General features: G+C 39.9%; 25 protein-coding genes and 1 pseudogene. All 26 read left to right on the top strand.

Going from position 1 to position 23,152, the window contains the following annotated elements; genetic code table 11:
* Positions 1 to 20 precede the first annotated feature (20 nt).
* The 26 genes and pseudogenes from fliQ (at position 21) to OCV43_RS07625 (ending at position 23,152) form a co-directional block, all read left to right on the top strand.
* Positions 21 to 290 carry a flagellar biosynthesis protein FliQ gene (fliQ, locus tag OCV43_RS07750; RefSeq protein ID WP_227700973.1) on the top strand — a complete coding sequence of 90 codons (270 nt, stop codon included), beginning with the start codon at positions 21 to 23 and terminating at the stop codon, positions 288 to 290.
* A gap of 20 nt (positions 291 to 310) precedes the next feature.
* Positions 311 to 1,093 (top strand): flagellar biosynthetic protein FliR, encoded by a 783-nt coding sequence (gene fliR, locus OCV43_RS07745; RefSeq protein WP_117699047.1) that lies wholly within the window; start codon positions 311 to 313, stop codon positions 1,091 to 1,093.
* A 25-nt stretch (positions 1,094 to 1,118) separates the two neighbouring features.
* Positions 1,119 to 2,246, top strand: a complete 1,128-nt coding sequence (gene flhB, locus OCV43_RS07740) for a flagellar biosynthesis protein FlhB (protein ID WP_022243295.1) — start codon at positions 1,119 to 1,121, stop codon at positions 2,244 to 2,246.
* Positions 2,247 to 2,276: 30 nt separating this feature from the next.
* The gene (flhA, locus tag OCV43_RS07735; protein ID WP_022243294.1) at positions 2,277 to 4,310 is read left to right on the top strand and encodes a flagellar biosynthesis protein FlhA; all 2,034 of its coding nucleotides are present in this window, start codon (positions 2,277 to 2,279) and stop codon (positions 4,308 to 4,310) included.
* A gap of 1 nt (position 4,311) precedes the next feature.
* On the top strand, positions 4,312 to 5,547 hold the full coding sequence (gene flhF / locus OCV43_RS07730; protein ID WP_262623793.1) for a flagellar biosynthesis protein FlhF: 1,236 nt from the start codon (positions 4,312 to 4,314) through the stop codon (positions 5,545 to 5,547).
* A gap of 4 nt (positions 5,548 to 5,551) precedes the next feature.
* Positions 5,552 to 6,427 carry a MinD/ParA family protein gene (locus OCV43_RS07725; RefSeq protein ID WP_227700920.1) on the top strand — a complete coding sequence of 292 codons (876 nt, stop codon included), beginning with the start codon at positions 5,552 to 5,554 and terminating at the stop codon, positions 6,425 to 6,427.
* Between the two features lie 8 nt (positions 6,428 to 6,435).
* On the top strand, positions 6,436 to 7,176 hold the full coding sequence (locus tag OCV43_RS07720) for a flagellar brake protein (protein ID WP_227709785.1): 741 nt from the start codon (positions 6,436 to 6,438) through the stop codon (positions 7,174 to 7,176).
* A gap of 15 nt (positions 7,177 to 7,191) precedes the next feature.
* Complete coding sequence (locus OCV43_RS07715) at positions 7,192 to 8,259, top strand: protein-glutamate methylesterase/protein-glutamine glutaminase (RefSeq protein WP_262623792.1); 1,068 nt, start codon at positions 7,192 to 7,194, stop codon at positions 8,257 to 8,259.
* 2 nt (positions 8,260 to 8,261) lie between these two features.
* Positions 8,262 to 10,349: a chemotaxis protein CheA gene (locus OCV43_RS07710; protein ID WP_022243289.1), complete on the top strand. Its 2,088-nt coding sequence runs from the start codon at positions 8,262 to 8,264 to the stop codon at positions 10,347 to 10,349.
* A 15-nt stretch (positions 10,350 to 10,364) separates the two neighbouring features.
* Entirely contained in the window at positions 10,365 to 10,829 is a 465-nt protein-coding gene (locus OCV43_RS07705; protein WP_022243288.1) for a chemotaxis protein CheW, read from the top strand.
* 70 nt (positions 10,830 to 10,899) lie between these two features.
* A complete protein-coding gene (locus tag OCV43_RS07700; protein ID WP_022243287.1) occupies positions 10,900 to 11,520 on the top strand; it encodes a chemotaxis protein CheC in 621 nt (206 codons plus the stop codon).
* 14 nt (positions 11,521 to 11,534) lie between these two features.
* Positions 11,535 to 12,020: a chemotaxis protein CheD gene (locus tag OCV43_RS07695; protein ID WP_022243286.1), complete on the top strand. Its 486-nt coding sequence runs from the start codon at positions 11,535 to 11,537 to the stop codon at positions 12,018 to 12,020.
* 15 nt (positions 12,021 to 12,035) lie between these two features.
* Positions 12,036 to 12,344: a hypothetical protein gene (locus OCV43_RS07690; protein WP_117699038.1), complete on the top strand. Its 309-nt coding sequence runs from the start codon at positions 12,036 to 12,038 to the stop codon at positions 12,342 to 12,344.
* A gap of 24 nt (positions 12,345 to 12,368) precedes the next feature.
* Positions 12,369 to 13,139 (top strand): FliA/WhiG family RNA polymerase sigma factor, encoded by a 771-nt coding sequence (locus OCV43_RS07685; RefSeq protein ID WP_022243284.1) that lies wholly within the window; start codon positions 12,369 to 12,371, stop codon positions 13,137 to 13,139.
* Between the two features lie 13 nt (positions 13,140 to 13,152).
* Positions 13,153 to 14,748, top strand: coding sequence for a FapA family protein (locus OCV43_RS07680; protein WP_227700923.1), 1,596 nt, complete (start codon positions 13,153 to 13,155; stop codon positions 14,746 to 14,748).
* Positions 14,749 to 14,778: 30 nt separating this feature from the next.
* Positions 14,779 to 15,093 carry a hypothetical protein gene (locus tag OCV43_RS07675; RefSeq protein WP_262623791.1) on the top strand — a complete coding sequence of 105 codons (315 nt, stop codon included), beginning with the start codon at positions 14,779 to 14,781 and terminating at the stop codon, positions 15,091 to 15,093.
* 19 nt (positions 15,094 to 15,112) lie between these two features.
* Positions 15,113 to 15,778, top strand: a complete 666-nt coding sequence (locus tag OCV43_RS07670; protein ID WP_117841157.1) for a DUF6115 domain-containing protein — start codon at positions 15,113 to 15,115, stop codon at positions 15,776 to 15,778.
* The gene (locus OCV43_RS07665) at positions 15,768 to 16,322 is read left to right on the top strand and encodes an endolytic transglycosylase MltG (RefSeq protein ID WP_262623790.1); all 555 of its coding nucleotides are present in this window, start codon (positions 15,768 to 15,770) and stop codon (positions 16,320 to 16,322) included. Before OCV43_RS07670 ends, OCV43_RS07665 begins: the two co-directional genes overlap by 11 nt.
* A 142-nt stretch (positions 16,323 to 16,464) precedes the next feature.
* A complete protein-coding gene (gene rpsB, locus OCV43_RS07660) occupies positions 16,465 to 17,202 on the top strand; it encodes a 30S ribosomal protein S2 (RefSeq protein WP_262623789.1) in 738 nt (245 codons plus the stop codon).
* Positions 17,203 to 17,307: 105 nt separating this feature from the next.
* Complete coding sequence (gene tsf, locus OCV43_RS07655) at positions 17,308 to 18,246, top strand: translation elongation factor Ts (protein ID WP_262623788.1); 939 nt, start codon at positions 17,308 to 17,310, stop codon at positions 18,244 to 18,246.
* Positions 18,247 to 18,432: 186 nt separating this feature from the next.
* A complete protein-coding gene (locus OCV43_RS07650; protein WP_022243277.1) occupies positions 18,433 to 19,416 on the top strand; it encodes a polysaccharide deacetylase family protein in 984 nt (327 codons plus the stop codon).
* A gap of 21 nt (positions 19,417 to 19,437) precedes the next feature.
* Entirely contained in the window at positions 19,438 to 20,295 is an 858-nt protein-coding gene (locus tag OCV43_RS07645) for a polymer-forming cytoskeletal protein (protein WP_262623787.1), read from the top strand.
* Positions 20,295 to 20,990, top strand: coding sequence for a UMP kinase (gene pyrH / locus OCV43_RS07640; protein ID WP_262623786.1), 696 nt, complete (start codon positions 20,295 to 20,297; stop codon positions 20,988 to 20,990). The genes OCV43_RS07645 and pyrH overlap by 1 nt, the downstream gene beginning before the upstream one ends.
* Before the next feature lie 15 nt (positions 20,991 to 21,005).
* The gene (gene frr, locus OCV43_RS07635; protein ID WP_022243274.1) at positions 21,006 to 21,560 is read left to right on the top strand and encodes a ribosome recycling factor; all 555 of its coding nucleotides are present in this window, start codon (positions 21,006 to 21,008) and stop codon (positions 21,558 to 21,560) included.
* Between the two features lie 82 nt (positions 21,561 to 21,642).
* Positions 21,643 to 22,344 (top strand): annotated as a pseudogene (locus tag OCV43_RS07630) (isoprenyl transferase); the annotation flags it as partial.
* Position 22,345: 1 nt separating this feature from the next.
* Positions 22,346 to 23,152: a phosphatidate cytidylyltransferase gene (locus OCV43_RS07625; protein ID WP_262623785.1), complete on the top strand. Its 807-nt coding sequence runs from the start codon at positions 22,346 to 22,348 to the stop codon at positions 23,150 to 23,152.

Here is a 23,152-nt window from a genome sequence, read left to right as displayed (position 1 = left end):
TGAAAGAGGTGTAGAAATTGATCACACAGGGAGAAGTTTTAGATATTGCAAGGGACGCTATTTATAATATTATTTTAACTTCGGCTCCATTGCTTTTAATATCACTTATCGTAGGCTTGATTATTAGTATTTTTCAGACGGTTACATCTATTCAGGAACAGACGCTTACCTTTGTACCGAAGATTCTGGGTGTATTTGCAGGAATGCTTCTCTTTGGAGCGTGGATGCTGAATAATATGACTGATTTTATGACGAGATTGTGGTCTGATTTTAGTTTATATATCAGTTGATATACAGGTAGAGATAAAACATGGTTAATTATAGTTTCTCACTGCTTACATTTGAATATTTTTTGCTGGTTCTGGTGAGGATTACTTCTTTTGTTTTTTCGGCTCCATTTTTTAGCATGTCGAATACTCCGGGAAGAGTCAAAATTGGTTTCTCAGTATTTGTATCCATCCTGTTGATTGGAGTATTACCTGAAAGCACGATAGAATATGGAGGAGTAATTGAATATGCCACAATTGTCGTGAAAGAGGGAATTACAGGATTGCTGATTGGTTTTGGAGCAAATATTTGTAATTCCATTGTTTTATTTGCGGGTAATATTATGGATTTAAATATGGGCTTGTCCATGGCAACCGAGTATGATCCGGTAAGTAAAACAAATTCTCCAATAACAGGTAATTTTTATAATTATCTGGTCATGTTATTGCTCATGTCCAGTGGAATGTATCAGTATATCTTACAGGCAATTGTTGATTCTTTCACTCTGATTCCGGTAAATGGTCAGAATTTTATGTGGGATTCCCTGCTTCAGACCATGGTTTCTTATATGACGGATTCCATGGTGCTTGGTTTCCGGGTGGCACTTCCTGTTTTTGCAGTGTTAATGATATTGAACTGTATTCTTGGAATCATGGCAAAGATTGCACCACAGATGAATATGTTTTCTGTTGGTATCCAGCTTAAGATATTACTTGGATTTCTGGTTTTGTTTTTGACGATACAGCTGCTTCCGTATGTATCCGATTTTGTGTTTACTGAGATGAAACGGATGGTTACCGGAATTGCATCAGGAATGCATGGATAAGCTGGTACATGAATAGGAGATTTATATGGAGGAAAGAGATTTACTTCTGAAATATAATCTGCAGTGGTTCGCAAAAGAGGGACCTGGCGGCGAAAAGACAGAGCCGGCAACTGCAAAAAAATTAAAAGATGCAAGAGAAGAAGGAAAAGTTGCAAAAAGCAAGGAATTTTCCGGAGCAGTAGATTTAATTGTTTTATTCCTGGGATTGAAGATTTTTGGAAGCTATGTTTCAGAAACCTTAATGAATGAGTTTTCAGGTTTCTATCGGAAAATCCCGGATATTCTATTAGAAAATAAGACAGGCATGACAGTAAAATCCAGCCATATGCTAATGTCACAGGCTGTGATTGAAATGATAAAGGTCATGATACCGTTTCTTTTAATCGGAATAGTGGTAACGTTTTTAGTCAGTGTACTTCAGGTGGGCTGGAAAATAAGCGGGAAGCCATTAAAACCGGAATTATCAAAGTTTAATCCTATCAATGGGTTTAAACGGATGTTTTCCAAAGATTCTCTGTTTGAACTTGTAAAGTCTATTGTCAAAGTGGCACTGGTCATGTATGTGGCGTATTCCGAGATTAAGGACAGGCAGGGAGAATTATTTGTTATCTATGATATGGAACTGTTACAGGCAGTTGCATTGATTGCCGGACTTATTGTGGATGTGGGTTTAAAAACAAGCCTGGTTTACCTGATTGTCGGAATCGCTGATTTGATTTATCAGAAACATAAATTCAAAGAAGAAATGAAGATGACCAAACAGGAGGTAAAGGACGAGTATAAAAATACTGAAGGAGACCCACAGATTAAGGGAAGACAGCGTCAGAGAATGCGTGAGGCATCGCAGCGACGAATGATGCAGGATGTGCCGAAGGCAGACGTAGTCATTACGAACCCGACCCATTATGCAGTTGCGATAAGGTATGATGCGGAAGTATCCAAAGCACCGGTTGTGGTTGCAAAGGGTGAAGATTTTCTTGCTGCAAAGATTAAGGAAGTGGCAAGAGAAAATCAGGTGGAAATTGTAGAGAATAAACCGTTGGCGCGTATGCTTTATGCAAATGTAAATGTCGGAGCAGAAATTCCACCAGAATTGTATCAGGCAGTTGCAGAAGTGCTTGCGATGGTTTACAATCTAAAAGGCAGAAATTAATACGAATTTAAATGAAAGGAGGAAACCGGAATGAAAAAAGCGGATTTTGGTGTAGCAATCTATCTTCTTGCTGCAGTCATATTCTTTATTATTCCGATTCCTTCTATTTTATTGGATGTCATGCTGGCGATTAATATTTCACTGGCAATGATTATTCTTTTTAATGCATTATTTGCAAAAGAAGTGCTGGATATGTCATTTTTCCCGACACTGTTATTGTTTACCACCATATTCCGAATCTCATTAAATGTTTCTTCCACCCGATTGATTTTATCTACCGGTGAACCAGGAAATGTAGTAGAGACCTTTGGAGGCTTTGTAGGTGGTGGTAATCTTGTAATCGGAGCAATTGTATTTATTGTCCTGATTCTGATACAGTTTATCGTTATCAATAAAGGTTCTGAGCGTGTATCTGAGGTAACTGCACGTTTTACATTGGATGCAATGCCTGGAAAACAGATGGCAATTGACGCGGATTTAAATACTGGTGCCATCACAGAGAAGGAAGCAAGAGAACGGAGAACTAAGATTCAGCAGGAATCTAACTTCTTTGGTTCTATGGATGGTGCAACCAAGTATGTAAAAGGAGATGCAACGGCCGGCCTTATTATTACATTCATCAACCTGATTGGTGGAACGATTATGGGGGTCATGAATGGCGGGCTGTCTGCCATGGAGGCACTTCAGAAATATGGTATATTAACCATTGGTGATGGACTGGTCAGCCAGGTTCCGTCTCTTTTGATTTCGCTGGCAACAGGTATTCTCGTAACAAAAGCATCCAGTGAAGCGGATTTTGGATCCATGCTGGTAAAACAGCTTTTTGGAATTCCCAAGGTATTGTATATTGTAGGTGCAACGATAACCTTTCTTGGAATTGCAACTCCGCTGAATCCGGTACTTTTCTGTGCGCTTGGCATTGCATTTTTAGCTGCCGGACGGAAGATACAAAAGGATGTAAAGGTGGAAGAAATCGAAGAGGAAACCAATGCAGATGAAACGGCGGCAGAAGAAATCCGGCGGCCGGAGAATGTGGTTTCACTGCTTCAGGTTGATCCTATTGAACTGGAGTTTGGTTATGGTATTATTCCACTGGCAGATGTAAATCAGGGTGGAGACCTTTTGGACCGTGTAGTAATGATCCGTAGACAGATTGCGCTGGAACTTGGAACAGTGGTTCCGATTATTCGTCTGCGTGATAATATTCAGTTAAATCCTAACCAGTATATTATTAAGATAAAGGGAATTCAGGTAACAGAAGGAGAAATCCTTTTTGACCACTATATGGCAATGAATCCGGGATATGTGGAAGAGGAAATCACCGGTATTCCGACCTTTGAGCCATCCTTCCATCTGCCGGCAATCTGGATTACAGAGGGACAGAGAGAGCGTGCGGAGAGTCTTGGCTATACCGTAGTAGATCCACCATCTATTATTGCCACCCATCTTACAGAGGTAATCCGTTCCCATATTGCAGAACTTCTTACCAGACAGGATGTATCTAATCTTATTAGTAATATCAAGGAAAACAATCCTGCACTTGTGGATGAACTTACACCGAAGCTTCTTAGTATTGGTGAAATTCAGAAAGTTTTACAGAATCTTTTACAGGAGGGCATCTCTATCCGTGACCTGCTTACGATTTTTGAAAATTTAGCAGACCATGCGGTAACAACCAGGGATACCGATGTATTGACAGAATATGTGCGTCAGGGATTAAAACGTGCAATTTCAAGTAAATACTTTCCGGCAAATGAGACAACCAGCGTGGTAACATTAGATCCGAAGGTGGAACAGGAAATCATGGGTTCTGTAAAACAGACTGAGCAGGGGGCTTATTTGACTTTAGATCCGGAGAAGACCAAGAATATTATGGAATCCTTAAAGCAGGAAGTAGCGAAGTTAGAGAATATTGGAAAGAATCCGATTGTCATTACTTCGCCAATTGTGCGGATGTATTTTAAGAAACTCACCGAAGACTATTTCAAAGACCTCATTGTGGTGTCTTATAATGAAGTGGAATCAAATGTGGAATTACAATCAGTAGGGATGGTGACAGCATAAAATGACGATTAATAAATTTCAGGGCAGAACAAGAGAAGAGGCAGTTGATAAGGCGAAAAAGGAAATGGGAGAAGCAGTTGTGATTATGAATGTAAAGGAAATCAAACCGAAGGGTTTATTCCGGGCATTAAAGAGCACAACTTATGAAGTGACGGCAGCATTAGAGGAAAAGGAACAGACAGTTAATCCTCTTCCTGCGTTACATGCTCCATTAAAGATGCATGACAGCATAAATTTTGCAGCAAATGAAAAAATTGAAATTCCGGCACCGGAACCAGCATCCATTCATCCGGAAAGCAGTCATGATTTGGAAGAAAAGATAGAAAGTCTTTCTAATTTATTAGAAAAGAAGTTAAAACCGGAAAAAGAAGAAGAACCAAAAGAAGAGGAAAAGCCGGAAAAGGAAACTGATGCTCCAAAGGATATGAAGCATCAGCAGTCTGAGACTTTCCGTTGTATCCGCATGATTTATGAAACATTACTGGATAATGAAGTGAATGAAAGATATGTCAACCAGATATTAGATGATGTGGAGAAGAATTTAAGAGGCAGTGCAAGCATGGATATTATCTTATCCAATGTTTACCAGAAAATGGTATTAAAATTCGGACAGCCTCAAAAGATTGAACTGGTACCGGGACAGCCTAAAATCGTATTTTTTATTGGACCAACCGGTGTTGGCAAGACAACAACCATTGCAAAAGTGGCTTCCAGATTTAAAGTGGATTATGGCAAAAAAGTAGCGTTTTTAACAGCAGATACTTATCGGATTGCTGCGGCAGAACAGTTACGTACTTATGCGAATATCTTGGATACACCGCTGACAGTTATTTATTCATCGGAAGAAATGAATGCAGCCATAGAGCGTGTAAAGGATTATGATCTCGTTCTGGTAGATACCGCAGGATTCTCTTATAAGAATGAAGATCAGAGAAAAGATATGAGAAACCTCATAGAAAGTCTGGATGACAAATATGAGAAGGATGTTTATCTGGTATTAAGCGCAACTACAAAATACCGCGATTTGATGGAAATTGTAGATAAATACCATGAGATATCGGATTATAAGATTATTTTTACTAAATTAGATGAAACCAGTAGTTATGGTAGTCTGTTAAATATTCGCATGTATTCTGGTGCGGATGTTTCCTATGTGACAACAGGGCAGAATGTGCCAGATGATATTGAAATTTTCCAGTCACAGAAAATTGTAAAACAGTTATTGGGAGGCAGATAATAATATGGATCAGGCAGAAAAACTGCGCAATGTAATTAAATTAAAGAACCAGAAGCTTCCCCAGAAAGCAAGAGTAATTACGGTTACCAGTGGAAAAGGTGGCGTGGGAAAATCCAGCGTTACAGTTAATCTGGCAATCCAGTTTCAGAAAATGAATAAGAAAGTTATTATTTTTGATGCTGATTTGGGACTGGCAAATGTAGAAGTTATGCTTGGAGCAATACCAAAACATAATCTGAGTGATGTTATATACCGGGGAATGGATATACGGCAGATTATAACAGAGGGACCGGCAGGAGTAAGCTTTATCTCAGGCGGCTCAGGCATTGTGGGAATGAATAATCTGTCCAAGGATCAGATTACTTTTTTAGTACGTAATCTGGCACAGTTAGATGAAATGGCTGATATTGTACTGGTGGATACCGGAGCAGGAATTGCAGACAGCGTATTGGAATTTGTTATGGCTTGTCCGGAGGTCCTTCTGGTATCAACACCGGAACCAAGCTCACTGACCGATTCCTATTCTCTGTTAAAGGCACTGCACCGGAATCCGAATTTTGCCAAAAGCGGAACGCAGATTCATGTGGTTGCCAACCGTGTAAATTCTGTGGAAGATGGACAGGCAGTATATGATAAATTAAATACCGTTGTGTCACAGTTTTTAAATGGTAATCTTGAATATCTCGGCATGATACCGCAGGATTCCATGTTTGAAAAAGCAATACGCCAGCAGCAGATAGTATCTTTATATGCACCGGAGACCAAGTCGGCAAAAGCATTTGAGATACTTGCAAATAATCTTATAGAAGGTGCGCATGATATTCCGTTGATGAAGCGGGGCTTTGCCCAGTTGTTTGCTGAATTTTTTAATAACAGATAGGTGATAGAATGATTTCAAATGTTTTACGGGAAGGAATGAAAATTGATATTCATATAGTGAACCAGACGGAAAGGCCAGAATCTGCAGAAAAGGCTGCACCAGTTTACAAGAGTCAGATTTTTGAACTGTTTGAAAATGGTGAAATGGAGATAATGATGCCGATTCAGAGTGGAAAACTGATATTACTTCCACTGGGACTTCGCTATGAATTTGTATTCTATACACCGAATGGATTGTATAAAAGCATTGGTCAGATCCGGGAACGTTATAAGACGGAGAACCGCTACCTGCTCCGGATTGTATTAAATACACCACTGAGCAAATATCAGAGACGGGAATATTACCGTATGGAATGTGTCCTTGATATGGGGTATTTCCATCTGACAGACGAAGAAGCGGAAATGAAACAGACGGAAGACATCATCGCAAGTCTCAGGGATGATGATTTTTATAAAAAGCAGAAAAAGGGCACTATTGTTGATATCAGTGGAGGTGGTGTACGCTTTGTGACGAATGAGCAGTTAGAAGAGGGAAAAGCTGTTCTGATTATTGTGATGCTACAGACGCAGACCGGTGAAAAACAATATTATCTTCCAGGATATATCCTGCGAAGTACGAAGCTGTTAAATCGTGATAATATGTATGAAAACCGACTGAAATTTATTATTCGTGATGATAAAATAAGGGAAGAAATTATCAGGTATATTTTTGCAGAAGAAAGAAAAGCAAGACAGAGAGGAAAAGGATAGGGTTAAATTAATAGAATGAAAAAGAATATTCTGGTTGTTGATGACTCAGCACTCATGAGAAGAGTTATCTGTGATATAATTAATTCAGATAGTGGTTTTCAGGCAACGGATACATGCAGAGATGGTTTGGAAGCATATGAAAAATTGTGTCAGAAAGCATATGACGCAGTTGTTTTAGATGTAAATATGCCAAGAATGAACGGACTGGAACTACTTGAAAGATTACAAAAAGAAAATATAAAAGCAACAGTAGTAATGGTCAGTACATTAACGACAGATGGAGCTGAAGTTACACTCAAGGCAATGGAACGTGGTGCAATTGACTTTATCGAGAAACCAAATAATCTGATAGAGACAAAGGGACAGCGTTTCCGGGAAAAACTGATAAAAGTTCTTGCAACAATAACTGCAGCAGGAAGCACACAGACGTATCAGAAAAAAGTAATTACGAATGTGGTAAAACCGGCAGCTGTCCGGAAGATTAGAACGAAGGATGCAGCCCGGAGCAAGATTGTTGCAATTGCATGTTCCACAGGCGGTCCAAAATCTTTACAGAGTGTAATTCCATTGCTGAAATCCAATATGGATGCACCGGTTCTTGTGGTTCAGCATATGCCGGCTGGTTTTACAAAATCCATGGCAGACCGGCTGAATGAACTCAGCCCGCTGGATGTGAAAGAGGCAAACGAAGGTGATGTCTTGGAAAAAGGACATGTTTATGTGGCACCGGGAGGAAAACATTTACTGGTACAGCGGTTAGCAGATGGAACGCACTGTATTGTTTTAAGTGATGCACCGGCAATTGGTGGATTAAGACCATGTGCCAATCTGATGTATGAGTCTTTGATGGACAGCGGCTATGATGAAATTACCTGTGTAGTTCTTACCGGAATGGGTGCTGATGGAACAAAGGGAATTTCAGAACTCCAGAAAGAAAAAAATGTATACGTAATTGCTCAGGATGAAGAAACATCTGTGGTATATGGAATGCCAAAGGCAATTGCAGAGACAGGACTTGTTGATGAAATAGTACCATTAGAAAGTGTTGCGGACACAATTCTAAAGAATGTGGGGGTAAATTAAAGATGGATGTAAGCCAGTATCTAGAAATTTTTATTGATGAGACAAGTGAGCATATCCAGAGCCTGAATGATTGCATTATGACTTTGGAAAAGGAGCCGGAAAACAAAGATACCATTAATGAAATTTTCCGTGCAGCACACTCCTTAAAGGGAATGGCAGGAACCATGGGCTTTAAGAGAATGCAGCATCTGACTCATGATATGGAAAATGTATTCCAGGAAGTTCGTAGTGACAAAGTAAAAGTCACCAGTGAAATGATTGATATTCTTTTCCAGTGTCTGGATGCAATTGAAAGTTACCTCGATACGATCAAGAGTACATCAGATGAAGGTACAGAAGACAACGAAGCACTGATTACAGCTTTGAACAAATTCTTAGAGAATGCAGAGAACGGCGGAGCAGCCGCACCTGCAAAGGAAGAGAAAAAAGAAGAAAAGAAAGCAGAAGAACCGGAAAACGGTGATGGTAAAAAGAAATACTTAAGCGTAGAATTTTCTTCCAAAGATAAAGATGCGTTAAAAGCAGCTGAAGAAAGTGGAAACAAAATTTACGGAATTACAGTAGAAGTACAGAAAGACTGCCTTTTGAAAGCGGCAAGAGCATTCCTTGTATTTAAAGCAGTAGAAGAGTTTGGACAGATTGTTGTTTACAGTCCAAGTTCCCAGGATATTGAGGATGAACGTTTTGAACTGGACTTCAGTTTGTTCTTATCATCCAATGCTGCATTAGATGATATTTTAAAAGCAGTTAAAAATGTATCTGAAATTGCGGATGCCGTTGGTGAAGAAGTGAAGACGGCAACCCTATTCCATGAGGAAAATGTACAGGAAAATCTTCCAGCAAATACATCAGAAGCAAAGCCGGCAGAGCAGGCAGTACATAAAGAGAATAAACCGGCACAGACTAAGTCAAAACCGGCAGGCAAACCGGTTACAAACCGTACCGTGCGTGTGGATATCGAAAAACTGGATGCACTGATGAACCAGGTGAGTGAGCTGATCATTGCAAAAAACAGTCTGGTATCCATTGGCTCCCAAGAAGGAGGCAATTTCCAGAATCAGTCATTCCATGAGCAGATTGAGTATCTGGAAAGAATTACAACCAGTCTTCATGAATCGGTTATGAAAGTGCGGATGGTTCCAATTGAGAGCGTTGTAAACAAATTCCCACGTATGATTCGTGACCTTTCCAGAAGATTGAATAAGAAGATGGAATTGTGCATGACCGGTGAAGATACAGAACTTGATCGTACTGTAGTTGACCAGATTGGCGACCCGTTGCAGCATCTGCTTCGTAACTCTGCTGACCATGGTCTTGAGAGTGCAGAAGTTCGTAAGGAACGCGGTAAGCCAGAAACAGGAACCATTAATCTGAATGCATTCCAGGAAGGAAATAATGTAATCATTGAAGTAAGTGATGATGGTAACGGAATTGATACAGAGAAGGTTAAAGCAAAAGCAGTAGAGCGTGGTCTGGTAACACCGGAACAGGCAGAAAAGCTGAGCCAGAAAGAAATTATCGATTTCTTATTTATGCCGAGTTTCTCTATGGCAAAACAGATTACCGATATTTCCGGACGTGGTGTAGGTCTTGACGTTGTTAAATCCAATATTGAAGCATTAGGCGGAGATGTTGAGGTAAAGAGCAAACTTGGCGTTGGAACCAAATTCGTAGTAAGACTGCCACTTACACTGGCAATCATTCAGGCGTTGATGGTGGAAATCCGCGATGAAAAATATGCAATTGCGTTAGGCGCAATTCAGACTATCGAGGATATTCCGGTTGAAGATATTAAATATGTAGAATCCAAGGAAGTAATTAATTTACGTGGTTCTGTTATTCCAATCATCCGGCTGGATCAGATACTTGATATTCCACCGAAGGATGAAGAAGTAGAAAGTCTTACTGTTGTTATCGTAAGAAAAGGCGAACGTTATGCAGGACTTGTTGTAGACAATCTTCTTGGACAGCAGGAAATCGTAATTAAATCACTTGGTAAGTATATTAATAATAATAAGACAATCAGCGGTGCAACAATTCTGGGTGATGGCGAAGTCGCATTAATCCTGGATGCAAATACATTGATTTAACAGGGGGTGTGCAGAGTGGCAGAGCAACTTGAAACAGTAGAAAATATCAGAAAACAGTATATTGTTGTAAAAATCGGAAATGAGCAGTACGGAATCGATATCAGTTATGTAGACAATATTGTTCGTATGCAGAAGATTACAAGAGTACCTAGAGTACAGAATTTCTTTAAAGGAATTATCAATCTTCGTGGAGAAATCGTACCGGTTATGAGTCTCAGAATCCGTATGGAACTGGAAGAAGATGTATTTACCAATGCCAGCCGTATTATAATTTTAAAAATTGAACAGCAGAGTGCACTGGGAATAATCGTGGATGAAGTAAAAGAAGTTGTTACATTAGGAACCAATGAAATTGATAAAGTGAGTGGCGATATGAAGAATGCCAAGGTATCTTTTATCGATGGAATCGGTAAAAACGGAGATGAATTAATTTCCCTTCTGGATATTCATTCTATTATAGAAGAAAAAGAAAATGCGTAATTGTTATAGATATAGTGAGGCAAATGCCTCACTATATTCTATATCTTGAAATGACAGCAGGAGGATAAAATTGGCGGATTATACTTTGAACCAGGTAAATGACATGTATGTGGATGTCTTAAAAGAAATTGGAAATATTGGTGCCGGAAATGCAACAACTGCAATGGCAAATATGTTGAATATCCGGATTAATATGGATGTACCAAGAGTTGAATTACTGACCTTTCAGGAACTGGGTTCTGCAATTTGCCCGGAAGATGAGTCAATCGTAGGAATCTATCTGGAAGTAACAGATGATATTACCGGCAGCATGATGTTTCTTATGAAACTTGATTCTGCACATTATCTGGTAAATAAACTAATGGGACGTCCGGCAGATTATGCGGAAGATTTTGATGAGATGGATATGTCTGCATTAAAAGAAATAGGAAATATCATTGCCGGTTCTTATCTGAACGCGCTTTCTGCCATGACGCAGCTTACTATTGCACCATCGGTTCCTTATATTGCAATTGATATGGCGGGAGCTATTTTAAGTGTTCCGGCAATACAGTTTGGTAAAATTGGAGACAATGCACTTATGATTACGACAGAATTCGGAGATGAAGTGATGATAGAAGGATATTTTATTCTGTTACCTGACCTTGAGTCTTATGAGAAGATTCTGAAATCTCTGGGAATTACCTTATAAGGAGAAGGGTATCAATGGGTGAAGTAATAAAAGTTGGTATGGCAGACTTAAATATTTGCAAGGCTCCGGATACAATTACCACATTAGGACTGGGTTCCTGTATAGGAATAGCATTGCTAGACCCGGTTACAAAGATTGGCGGACTTGCACATATTATGCTGCCAGACAGTACAAAGATGAAAAATAATTCGAATATAGCGAAATTCGCAGATACAGGAATTGTAGAGCTGGTTCGCCGGATGACAGAAGCAGGGGCGGCAAAGAGCAGGCTTGTAGCAAAGATTGCAGGCGGAGCCAGAATGTTCGAGGTAAGTGGTAACTCTGAAGTGGGAAATATTGGAGCAAGAAATGCAGAAGCTTCCAGACAGAAACTGAAGGAGCTTGGTATTCCGCTTCTGGCAGAGGATACCGGGCTGAATTATGGACGTACCGTAGAATTGCATTGCGATACCGGAGAATTCTATATTAAGTCTGTTGGAAAAGAATTGAAAATTATTTAGATTGAGGATGTAAAGATGAAGACAAAACCGATTCCTGCAATCGTAATGTTGACCGCAGGATTTATTACCTGTATTGTGGCAATTTTTCAGAAAATGGAATTGCTTGCCTTTACAAAAACATTATTGCTGGTACTGATTATATTCTATCTGCTTGGGGGCATTGCAGCTTATATCTTGGAAAAGAATTTTAAAGCTGCAAAGGATGAAGAAAGCAGTACAGAAGAAAAAGCAGATGGTGATGCAGAAGAGTCTGCTGATGAGAAAAAAGAAGATACATCAGAAAAGTCAGAAAAAGAGGAAGAGAAAAGAGCGAAAGAAGAGTAATTATAAGAAACCGGAGGCTATGGTATGAAAACAGTGGACAGAGAAAAACTGTGGGAAAGCTATCAGAAAAATCCAGTATCTGAAATACGGGAACAGATTATCATAGAATATGCTCCGTTAGTTAAATTAGTAGCGGGCAGATTGAGTATGTATCTTGGATATAATGTAGAATATGAAGATTTGGTCAGCTATGGAATCTTTGGACTGATTGATGCAATTGATAAATTTGACCGAAGCAAGGATGTTAAATTTGAGACATATGCAAGCCTTCGAATCCGTGGGGCAATATTAGACCAGATTCGTAAAATGGACTGGATACCGAGGGCTGTTCGCCAAAAACAGAAAAAGATTGACGAAGCAATAAAAAATATAGAAATGAAGACAGGAAAGACGGCATTGGATGAAGAGATTGCAAGCGAACTTGGGGTATCAGAGGATGAATACCTGAACTGGCAGTCCCAGTTAAAAGTTACCAATGTTGTTTCTTTAAATGAGTTTGTGGAGCAGGGAACAGAGCCTGCGATGGATGCGACAAAAAATTCCCATTTTGCACAACCGGAAGATGTGGTGGCAGAAAGCGAACTGAAAGAAGTTTTGGCACAAAGCCTTGAGACCTTGACGGAAAAGGAGCGCAGGGTAATTGAACTTTATTATTATGAAGAACTTACTTTGAAGGAAATCAGCAGTATTCTTGAAGTATCTGAATCAAGAATATCCCAGCTTCATACCAGAGCTCTGGCAAAGATGAAAAAGAAAATGGGAAGTTATATGGATATATTGGTTGAAGAAAGTTAAAAGGAGGGAAGCTATGGGACAGGCAAATGCTTATTTTCAATTTGTGATAAAGGAACATGCAACTTATATTAAGCTTTTCCCGGCAGCTCTGGAAGGAAATGTTATTGAAATTGGTGAACTGACAGAGTATCTGGAAAGGCATGGCTGCCCGGATTATAATTTGAAGGAACTGGTTGCAGCAATTAACAGCAATGAGATGACAGAGATTATGGTCGGAGATATTTATCCGATTCAGATAAATGAAGAGATGTCCGTAACAGTATCAGCAGATGCCATGGAGGCGGTATGCAGATTTTATCCGGCTGCAGGCGGCACGAATATGAATGTGCAGGAAATCTTAAGGGATTTAACTGCAAAAGGTGTCAAAGCAGGGGTTGATCAGGATGAAATTTTGAAATTTTTCCAGGATAGGGCATACTGTACCGATTTTGTGCTGGCAAAAGGAAAAAAACCGGTAGATGGTCAGGATGCCAGAATTGAATATTATTTTAATACAGATGTTGATTTAAAGCCGAAGAAGAATGAAGATGGTTCGGTAGATTACCGTGAACTGAATGTAATCAGCTATATCAAAGAAGGCGACCTTCTGGCAAAATTATTTCCGGAAGATCGTGGAATCAAAGGATATGATGTACAGGGAAGGGAAATTAAACCAAAACAGGTACGCTCCCTTCAGTTAGAATATGGAAATAATATCCGGGTATCGGAAGACAAAACAGAACTGTACTCTGAAGTAACCGGACATGCAAGTCTGGTAAATGGTAAGGTATTTGTATCAGATGTCTATGAAGTCCCGGCAGACGTGGATAATTCCACCGGTAATATTGATTATCCGGGAAACGTTACCGTAAGAGGTAATGTAAAGGGTGGTTTTTCAATTATTGCAAAAGGTGATATAGTAGTAGAAGGCGTGGTAGAAGATGCACTGATACAGGCGGGTGGTCAGATTATTGTAAAACGTGGAATTCATGGAATGACCAAAGGAATACTTCGGGCACAGGGAAATGTTATCTGCAAGTTTATTGAAAATGCAACCATCATTTCCGGAGGTTATGTTGAAACAGATTCTATTTTACATAGTAAGGTATCAGCAGCAACAGAGGTTCGCGTAAGTGGTAAGAACGGATTCATAACAGGTGGTGTTATCCGGGCGGGCAGTCTGGTAGAAGCCCAGACCATTGGTTCCAGCCTTGGAGCAGGAACACGTATTGAAGTTGGTGTGGATCCGGAAAAGAAAGAACGTTATGTGAAAGTGCAGGAAGAACTGCTTCAGCTGAATAAGACCATTGAACAGATTCGGACGATTCTTACTACCTATGGAGAGAAGCTTAAGAATAAAGAAAAACTGGATCAGGGAAAAATCCAGTATATTGAACAGCTTATGCGTGCTTTTAAGGAGAAGGAAGCTCAGCGTACACCATTAGAGCATGAATACGAAAGGCTGCAGAGTATATTAAATGGCAGTAGCAATGCAAGGGTGAAAGTATCAAAGACACTGTATGCGGGAGTAATTGTAAATATTACCGATGTAAGCCTTATTGTAAAGGATGACAGAAGTTTCTGCCAGCTTTATAAGGACGAGGGTGAAGTAAAAATCTCAAACATGTAATGAAGTATGGTTGAGACAGGCTGGAGGTGCATGGATATGTCGATTCGTCCGGTAGATATGAATGGAGTCATTCAAAGAACGCAGGATGTCGGAACACTGAAACAACATCAGGATATGAAACCAATGGTAGATCAGCAGAACATCCAGATAGAGGTGCAAAGAGAAGAATACCGCCAATCAGAGCAGGTGACCAGGAAAGATGATTCCCAGATGGAAGAACATCGTTTTGATGCAAAGGAAGAGGGAAAGGGTCAGTACCAGCGGCAGGAACAACGGAAAAAGAAACAGAAAGAAGACCGTGTGGTTATCAAAGGTGCAATTGGAGGCTTTGATGTTAAAATATAAAAAGGAGTGTATCTGACAGATGACAGGCGTGGAAATCATCCTGATTCTGGCTGGTCTGGTTATGATGATAGGAAGCTTTATGGTAACAGAAAAGCTATCCGGTGCAGAATTAGACCGTATTGCGGAACTGAGTCAGAATGAGATAAAAAAAATACTGGAAAACAAATTGAAAGATGCAGAAGCTGCGATAGAAGACCAGATTGACCATGCAATTGAAGATTCCACAGATAAGGTGGAGCGGGCACTGGATAAAGAGACCAATGAAAAAATGCTGGCAATCGGTGAATATTCGGATACCGTTATGGAAAAGATGAATCAGACCCATAATGAGATTATGTTTTTATACAGCATGCTAAATGACAAGCACACAGAACTGACAAAGCTTGCAGGACAAATTGGCGAGATGTCAGCCGAAATCGGTGAGAGCTTAGAAGAGGCGAAAGAGTCTGTAGTTAAAGAAACAGAAGAAGTAAAAGCCACAGAGGAACCGGTGGAGACAGAAGCAGAAGCGGCAACCGGAGAGATGGAAGAACAGCCGGAGCAGACTAATCATAACGAAAAAATCCTTGCCTTATACAGTCAGGGAAAATCGTATGTAGAGATAGCAAAGGAACTGGGCCTTGGACAGGGTGAAGTGAGACTGGTTGTAGGATTGTATAAAGGAGTAGATACAAGTGAAGTTTAAGTATTATCTGAGAGGCTTGGGAATTGGTATTCTGATAAGCACGATTATCTTATCCATATCATTTGCAATGAAGAAAAATGACCTTTCAGATGATGAAATCATTGCAAGGGCAAAAGAACTTGGAATGGTAATGGAAGATACCGGAAAGGACACCATACCAAAAGCTACAGAAACAGAAGATGAGATTCCAAAGAGCACGGAAGGCGGTTTTAATACAGAACAGACAGATATGCAGCCGGGAACAACTGATTCAGGGGAGATATCGCAGGATGTAGGAACAGATGGAGCGGATGCCGTACCACCGTCACAGGATGGAACCAATATGGTACAGAAGGAATTTACCGTAGAAGTAGGAGATTCTTCTAATGCGGTTTCGCAGCGTCTGCAGGAAGAAGGTCTTGTGGACAATGCAGAAGCATTTAATAAATATATGGTAGATAATAATTATGCCAATTTTGTCCTGCCCGGAACCGTAACGATTCCGGAAGGGGCTGGCTATGAAGAAATTGCCGGAATACTTACGGATAAAACGATTCATCATTAAAAAAAGGTTGCATAGCATGGCTGAGTATGATATAATCCATGCGTTGCGATAAATTTACACATATACCGATTGTCAGATTGGTGCCGCAAGGTTGTCTGATAATAAGAAGTATATGGAAGAATAACCAAATGGAGGAAAAACAATGAGCGTTATTTCAATGAAACAGTTATTAGAAGCAGGTGTTCATTTTGGACATCAGACCAGAAGATGGAATCCTAAAATGGCTCCATACATCTACACAGAGAGAAATGGTATATACATCATCGACCTGCAGAAATCTGTAGGTAAAGTTGATGAGGCTTACAAGGCTATGGCAGATATCGCTGCTGATGGTGGTACTATTCTTTTCGTAGGAACAAAGAAACAGGCTCAGGATGCAATCAAAACAGAAGCAGAGCGTTGTAACATGTTCTATGTAAACGAGAGATGGTTAGGTGGTATGCTTACTAACTTCAAGACAATCCAGAGCCGTATTGCAAGATTAAAAGCAATCGAAACTATGGAAGAGGATGGAACATTTGATGTTCTTCCTAAGAAAGAAGTTATCAAATTAAAGAAAGAATTAGATAAATTGCAGAAGAACTTAGGCGGAATTAAAGAAATGAAGAAGATTCCAGATGCTATCTTTATCGTAGATCCTAAGAAAGAAAGAATCTGCGTTCAGGAAGCTCATTCCTTAGGAATTCCACTTATTGGTATCGCAGATACAAACTGTGACCCGGAAGAGTTAGATTATGTAATTCCTGGTAACGATGATGCAATCAGAGCCGTTAAATTAATCGTTTCTAAAATGGCAGATGCTGTTATCGAAGCAAATCAGGGAACTGTTGATGTTGACACTGAAGTTGCAGAGGATGCAGAAGAAGCTGTAGAGGCATAAGAACAGTATTTTAAACGATAAGAAACACGCAACGTGTGTATAAAACAGGACAGACAGTAATTGCCTGTCCTTACCTTTAGAAAAAATAAATGGAGGAAAATGAAGATGGCTATTACAGCAGCAATGGTAAAAGAACTGCGTGAATTAACCGGCGCAGGAATGATGGATTGTAAAAAAGCATTAGGTGAAACAGACGGCAACATGGATGAGGCTGTTGAATATTTAAGAAAAAACGGACAGGCAAAAGCTGAGAAGAAAGCTGGAAGAATCGCAGCAGAAGGTCTTTGTACTGTTGTAGTAAAAGATGATAAGACAGCAGCAGTTGTTGAAGTTAACTCTGAAACAGACTTCGTTGCTAAAAATGATACATTCCGTGAGTTTGTAGAGGCTGTTGCAACACAGGCAGTAAACTCTGATGCAGCAGACATGGATGCATTCATGGAAGAAAAATGGAATGCAGATGAAAGCAAGACAGTAAAAGATGCATTAGTAGAGAAAGTTGCAGTTATCGGAGAGAACTTAAAGATTCGTAGATTCGAAAAGGTTGTAGCTGAGAATGGTTGTGTAGTATCTTATATCCATGGCGGCGGAAGAATCGGTGTTATCGTTGATGCTGACACAACTGTTGTAAATGATGCAGTAAAAGAAGCATTAACCAACATTGCAATGCAGATTGCAGCTTTAAATCCAAAATATGTTTCCAGAGATGAAGTAAGTGCAGATTACATCGCACATGAGAAAGAAATTCTCTTAGCTCAGATTATGAATGATCCGAAAGAGTCCCAGAAACCGGAAAAGGTTATCCATGGAATGATTGAAGGACGTATCAGCAAAGAGTTAAAAGAAATCTGCTTAGTAGATCAGGTATATGTAAAAGCAGAAGATGGAAAACAGACAGTTGGAAAATACTTAGAGCAGGTTTCCAAAGAAGCTGGTGCTCCTGTATCTGTTAAGAAGTTTGTACGTTTCGAAACAGGTGAAGGTTTGGAGAAGAAAAATGAAGACTTTGCTGCAGAAGTTGCTGCTCAGATAGCAGGAAACTAAGTAAAAGCTTAGCACAAATTGTAAAAGTATATAAAATTCCCCTGTAGAGTGATTTCTGCAGGGGAATTTTCTGACAAAAGAAAGAAAAATCTCAAGAAGTAATTCAATTAAAATTATTTTTTATAGTGATATTTTGTTAAAGTGTGTTACAATAGAAAAGAGATTTTATGACCGGGAGGTCACTACATGGAAGAGAAGACCACGAAGGGGTTAAAGGAACAGCGGGAAAGGCGAAAACGCATTAATTGCATGAAGATGGGGATTATAACATCTATCTTCGTTTGGATGCTGATATCGATTATTTTGTGCGTGGTATTGTTGTGCCGGGTAATTTCTTTACAGAACCAGATAGACAGGCTGGTATCAAGCGGTATTGTTTCCGGACAGGTACAGCAGGACGAGAACCAGTCGAAAGGAGAAATGTCTACTGGAACGGAATTACAGACAGACACAGAATATCAGGATCAGAATGCAGACAGTTCGATTGTCCAGTCATTGGTGGCAGAGGATGAAAGCAACAAGGCACAGCCGGGAGATCAGCTTAAAGTATATCTTACCTTTGATGATGGACCAAGTTCCAATACGGCAGCTATTCTTGATACATTGGCGCAGTATAATGTGAAAGCAACATTTTTTGTTGTAGGAAAAGAAGATGAAGAGTCCCAGGAGATGTATAAAAGAATTGTAAATGAGGGGCACACACTGGGAATGCATTCTTATTCCCATAAATACAGTGTGATTTACGATTCGCTTGAAAATTTTGAGGATGATTTTACCAAAATACAAAATTATCTTTATGATATAACGGGAGAGGATTGCCATTATTATCGTTTCCCGGGTGGAAGCAGCAATCAGGTCAGTAATACAGATATGAAAGAGTTTATAAAATATCTGAATGATCAGGATGTTACTTATTTTGACTGGAATGTAACCAGTGGTGATGCTACATCACAGGCATATACAGCGGACGAGCTGGTAGATAATGTGTTAGAGGATGTGGTAAAATATAAAACATCGGTTGTGTTACTTCATGATGCAAATACGAAGGAGACAACGGTGGAAGCCTTAGGTCCGATGATTGAGGCACTACAGGCACAGGGAGTAGAGTTACTTCCGATTACTGAGGATACAACTGTAATACAGCATATTAGTGCAGACAGTGTTCAATAGAAAAAATGGAGGTTTTTAAGAATGAGCTTTTTTAAAGATTTTAAAGAGGATTTATCGCAGGCAGTGAACGAACTGGTACCGGGTGAAGACACAACAGAAGCAGCAGAGCAGGATAACGATGTAGTAGTCAATACATTGGAAGATGAACTGGATGTGGAGTCTGAATTATCCAAATTGGACGGACTTTTAGAAAAGGTTACCAAGGATGCCAATGCTCCGGTAGAGAAGGAAGCACCGGCACAGGAAACAGAAACAAAAGTAGAGACACCAGCTGTAGAAGAAAAAGAAGATTTACATATTCAGGAGGAAAGTAAAATGAGTGAGACAACAGCAAATGAAACCATGACAATGCCAGAAGAGACAGTAACACCGGTACAGCCGGCAACTCCGGCACATTTTGCTCCGGTTCAGACATCAGATGAAGTTTCAGATGAAGTATCTGTAATCACAGAAGGAACATCCATTACCGGTAATATGGCATCTACTGGTTCTTTAGATATCCGTGGAAATATTAATGGTGATGTTCAGTGTAATGGCAAGCTGGTTGTTACCGGAACTATCAATGGAAACAGCAATTCTGCTGAATTCTTCGCTGATGCTGCAAAAGTAGAAGGTGAAGTAGTAAGCACCGGAACTGTTAAAATCGGACTTGGTTCTGTCATTATTGGAAATATTACAGCAAGCTCTGCAGTTATCGCAGGAGCAATCAAGGGCGATATCGATGTTCAGGGACCTGTAGTTGTAGATACTTCTGCAGTTGTTATGGGTAACATCAAATCCCGTTCTGTTCAGATTAACAATGGTGCAGTTATCGAAGGTTTCTGTTCCCAGTGCTATGCTGATATTGATGTGGAAAGTCTTTTTGGAGAGAATAAATAATGAAGAGAGTATTTTTAAAATTAAGCGGAGAAGCACTTGCAGGAGAAAAGAAAACAGGTTTTGATGAGCCGACCGTAACAGAAGTTGCCCGCCAGGTAAAACAGATTGTAGATGGCGGATGCCAGGTTGGAATCGTAATTGGTGGCGGTAATTTCTGGAGAGGACGTTCCAGCGAGACTATCGACCGTACCAAAGCAGACCAGATTGGTATGCTTGCAACGATTATGAACTGTATTTATGTATCTGAAATCTTCCGTTCTGTTGGAATGATGACACAGATTCTGACTCCGTTTGAGTGTGGAAGCATGACCAAACTTTTCTCAAAAGACCGTGCCAGTAAATATTTTGAAAAAGGAATGGTAGTATTTTTTGCAGGTGGAACAGGACATCCTTATTTTTCAACAGATACCGGAATTGTACTCCGTGCCATTGAAATGGATGCAGAGGGCATTTTCCTGGCAAAAGCCATTGACGGTGTCTATGACAGTGACCCGAAGGTAAATCCGGCAGCAAAGAAATATGATGAGGTATCCATTCAGGAAGTGATTGATAAGAAGCTTGCAGTAGTAGATTTAACCGCATCTATTATGTGTATGGAAAATAAAATGCCAATGTATGTATTCGGATTAAATGAGCCGGACAGCATTGTAAATGCAATGAGCGGAAAATTTAACGGCACGAAAGTGACTGTATAATAAAGGAGATTATTTATGGATAGCAGATTAAACCCATATGAAGAGAAAATGCAGAAATCATACGAGAATCTTGTGGAAGAATATGCAACTATCCGGGCAGGAAGAGCGAATCCGCATATCTTAGACAGAATTACTGTAGATTATTATGGAACACCGACCCCGTTACAGCAGGTTGCAAATATCAATGTTCCGGAGCCAAGAATGATTCAGATCCAGCCTTGGGAAGCATCCCTTGTAAAAGAGATTGAAAAAGCAATTTTAACATCTGATTTAGGCTTAAATCCAACCAACGATGGTAAAGTAATCCGTCTTGTATTCCCGGAGCTTACCGAGGAAAGACGTAAAGAACTGGCAAAGGATATTAAGAAAAAAGGTGAGAATGCCAAGGTGGCAATCCGTAATATCAGAAGGGATGCCAATGATGCATTCAAGAAACAGAACAAAGCAAATGAAGTATCTGAGGATGAATTAAAAGAATTAGAAAACGATACTCAGAAAATTACGGATAAATATATTGCAAAAATTGATGGTGCAGTAGAGGAAAAGACAAAGGAAATCCTTACGGTATAATCTTATCCATGTACGACACATATGGGGACATAGCGCGATTGCCGTGTCCCCTTTTATGTTGTAAACATCTGTAAAAAGGAGAACAAAGATGAAGATTCCAAAACATGTTGCAATTATTCTGGATGGAAACGGACGCTGGGCAAAGAAAAGAGGAATGCCAAGAAACTATGGACATACCATGGGGGCAAAGAATGTTGAAGTTATCTGTAAAGCAGCGCATGATCTGGGCATAGAATATGTAACCATGTATGCATTTTCCACAGAGAACTGGAACCGTCCACAGAATGAAGTAGATGCTTTGATGAAGCTTTTGAGCAGTTATCTTAAGAACTGTATAAAGACAGCGGACAAGAATAATATGAGAGTCCGTGTAATCGGAGATACCAGCCGGCTGGATGATAAATTCCAGCAGCAGATTGCTGTATTGGAAAGAGAATCTGCCCATAATACGGGACTGAATTTACAGATTGCCATTAATTATGGAGCAAGAGATGAAATGATCCGTGGAATGAAGAAAATGTGGCAGGATGGTATTTCGGCAGAGGAGATTACCGAAGAGAAATATGCATCCTATCTTGATACGAAAGATATCCCGGATCCTGATCTTATGATCCGCACCAGTGGAGAACAGCGGCTTTCCAACTTCTTGCTGTGGCAGTTTGCTTATAGTGAGTTATATTTTACAGAGGTTCCATGGCCGGACTTTACACCGGAAGAACTGCGTAAAGCAGTAGAGGATTACAGCGGAAGAGACCGGAGATATGGAAAGATAGAGGAGGAGTAATATGTTTAAGACAAGATTATTAAGTGGAATCGTGCTGGTAATTCTGGCACTGGTATTCATTATTACCGGAAATGATTTGCTGCTGGCAGTAACCGGAATTATTTCTTTGATTGGATTATATGAACTGTATCGTGTGTTTAAAATTGAAAAAAGCTGTGCCGGTGTCGTCGGCGGACTGGCAACGATTGTATATTATTGCAATCTGAAATTTCAGTTTATTCCGGATATGCTGTTATTTGTCATCGCACTTTTGGTAGTGCTGATGTTTGTATATGTATTTTCTTATCCGAAATATCATACCGAGCAGATGTTAGCAGCATTTTTTGGTGTATTTTATGTATCGGTGATGCTTTCTTATGTATATCAGACCAGAATGCTACCGGGTGGAGCTTATATTGTATGGTTAATTTTCTTATGCTCCTGGGGCTGCGATACCTGTGCATACTGTGTGGGTGTGCTGATTGGAAAACACAAGATGGCACCGGTGCTTTCTCCGAAGAAATCCTGGGAAGGAGCTGTTGGCGGAGTAGTGGGAGCAGCATTATTAACCCTGATTTATTGCTTTGTTTTCCAGGGCTCTATGGGAAGCACCAACCGTGATATCATTATGCTTTGCATGATTTGTGCGATTGGGGCAATCATATCTATGATTGGAGACCTGACTGCATCTGCAATCAAACGTAATTATGACATTAAAGATTATGGCAGACTGATTCCTGGCCATGGTGGAATCTTAGATCGTTTTGACAGTGTAATATTTACAGCGCCAATTATTTATTATCTTGCATTATATCTGATTGGCAAGTAG

Origin of the sequence: Roseburia amylophila (assembly GCF_025567465.1) — a bacterium.
Taxonomy (GTDB): Bacteria; Bacillota; Clostridia; order Lachnospirales; family Lachnospiraceae; genus Roseburia_C; species Roseburia_C amylophila.
Note: the sequence above shows the minus strand (reverse complement) of the source record. Positions and strands in the feature narration are given on the sequence as shown.

Bases quoted from the DNA above. Each gene is read 5' to 3' on its own strand.
- OCV43_RS07710 (WP_022243289.1), top strand. From the start codon at position 8,262: ATGGATGTAAGCCAGTATCTAGAAATTTTTATTGATGAGACAAGTGAG.
- OCV43_RS07670 (WP_117841157.1), top strand. From the start codon at position 15,113: ATGACAGGCGTGGAAATCATCCTGATTCTGGCTGGTCTGGTTATGATG.
- OCV43_RS07695 (WP_022243286.1), top strand. From the start codon at position 11,535: ATGGGTGAAGTAATAAAAGTTGGTATGGCAGACTTAAATATTTGCAAG.
- OCV43_RS07650 (WP_022243277.1), top strand. From the start codon at position 18,433: ATGGAAGAGAAGACCACGAAGGGGTTAAAGGAACAGCGGGAAAGGCGA.
- flhB (WP_022243295.1), top strand. From the start codon at position 1,119: ATGGAGGAAAGAGATTTACTTCTGAAATATAATCTGCAGTGGTTCGCA.
- fliR (WP_117699047.1), top strand. From the start codon at position 311: ATGGTTAATTATAGTTTCTCACTGCTTACATTTGAATATTTTTTGCTG.
- OCV43_RS07685 (WP_022243284.1), top strand. From the start codon at position 12,369: ATGAAAACAGTGGACAGAGAAAAACTGTGGGAAAGCTATCAGAAAAAT.
- frr (WP_022243274.1), top strand. From the start codon at position 21,006: ATGGATAGCAGATTAAACCCATATGAAGAGAAAATGCAGAAATCATAC.
- rpsB (WP_262623789.1), top strand. From the start codon at position 16,465: ATGAGCGTTATTTCAATGAAACAGTTATTAGAAGCAGGTGTTCATTTT.
- OCV43_RS07680 (WP_227700923.1), top strand. From the start codon at position 13,153: ATGGGACAGGCAAATGCTTATTTTCAATTTGTGATAAAGGAACATGCA.
- OCV43_RS07715 (WP_262623792.1), top strand. From the start codon at position 7,192: ATGAAAAAGAATATTCTGGTTGTTGATGACTCAGCACTCATGAGAAGA.
- tsf (WP_262623788.1), top strand. From the start codon at position 17,308: ATGGCTATTACAGCAGCAATGGTAAAAGAACTGCGTGAATTAACCGGC.
- flhA (WP_022243294.1), top strand. From the start codon at position 2,277: ATGAAAAAAGCGGATTTTGGTGTAGCAATCTATCTTCTTGCTGCAGTC.
- OCV43_RS07720 (WP_227709785.1), top strand. From the start codon at position 6,436: ATGATTTCAAATGTTTTACGGGAAGGAATGAAAATTGATATTCATATA.
- pyrH (WP_262623786.1), top strand. From the start codon at position 20,295: ATGAAGAGAGTATTTTTAAAATTAAGCGGAGAAGCACTTGCAGGAGAA.
- flhF (WP_262623793.1), top strand. From the start codon at position 4,312: ATGACGATTAATAAATTTCAGGGCAGAACAAGAGAAGAGGCAGTTGAT.
- OCV43_RS07645 (WP_262623787.1), top strand. From the start codon at position 19,438: ATGAGCTTTTTTAAAGATTTTAAAGAGGATTTATCGCAGGCAGTGAAC.
- OCV43_RS07725 (WP_227700920.1), top strand. From the start codon at position 5,552: ATGGATCAGGCAGAAAAACTGCGCAATGTAATTAAATTAAAGAACCAG.
- OCV43_RS07675 (WP_262623791.1), top strand. From the start codon at position 14,779: ATGGATATGTCGATTCGTCCGGTAGATATGAATGGAGTCATTCAAAGA.
- OCV43_RS07690 (WP_117699038.1), top strand. From the start codon at position 12,036: ATGAAGACAAAACCGATTCCTGCAATCGTAATGTTGACCGCAGGATTT.
- OCV43_RS07625 (WP_262623785.1), top strand. From the start codon at position 22,346: ATGTTTAAGACAAGATTATTAAGTGGAATCGTGCTGGTAATTCTGGCA.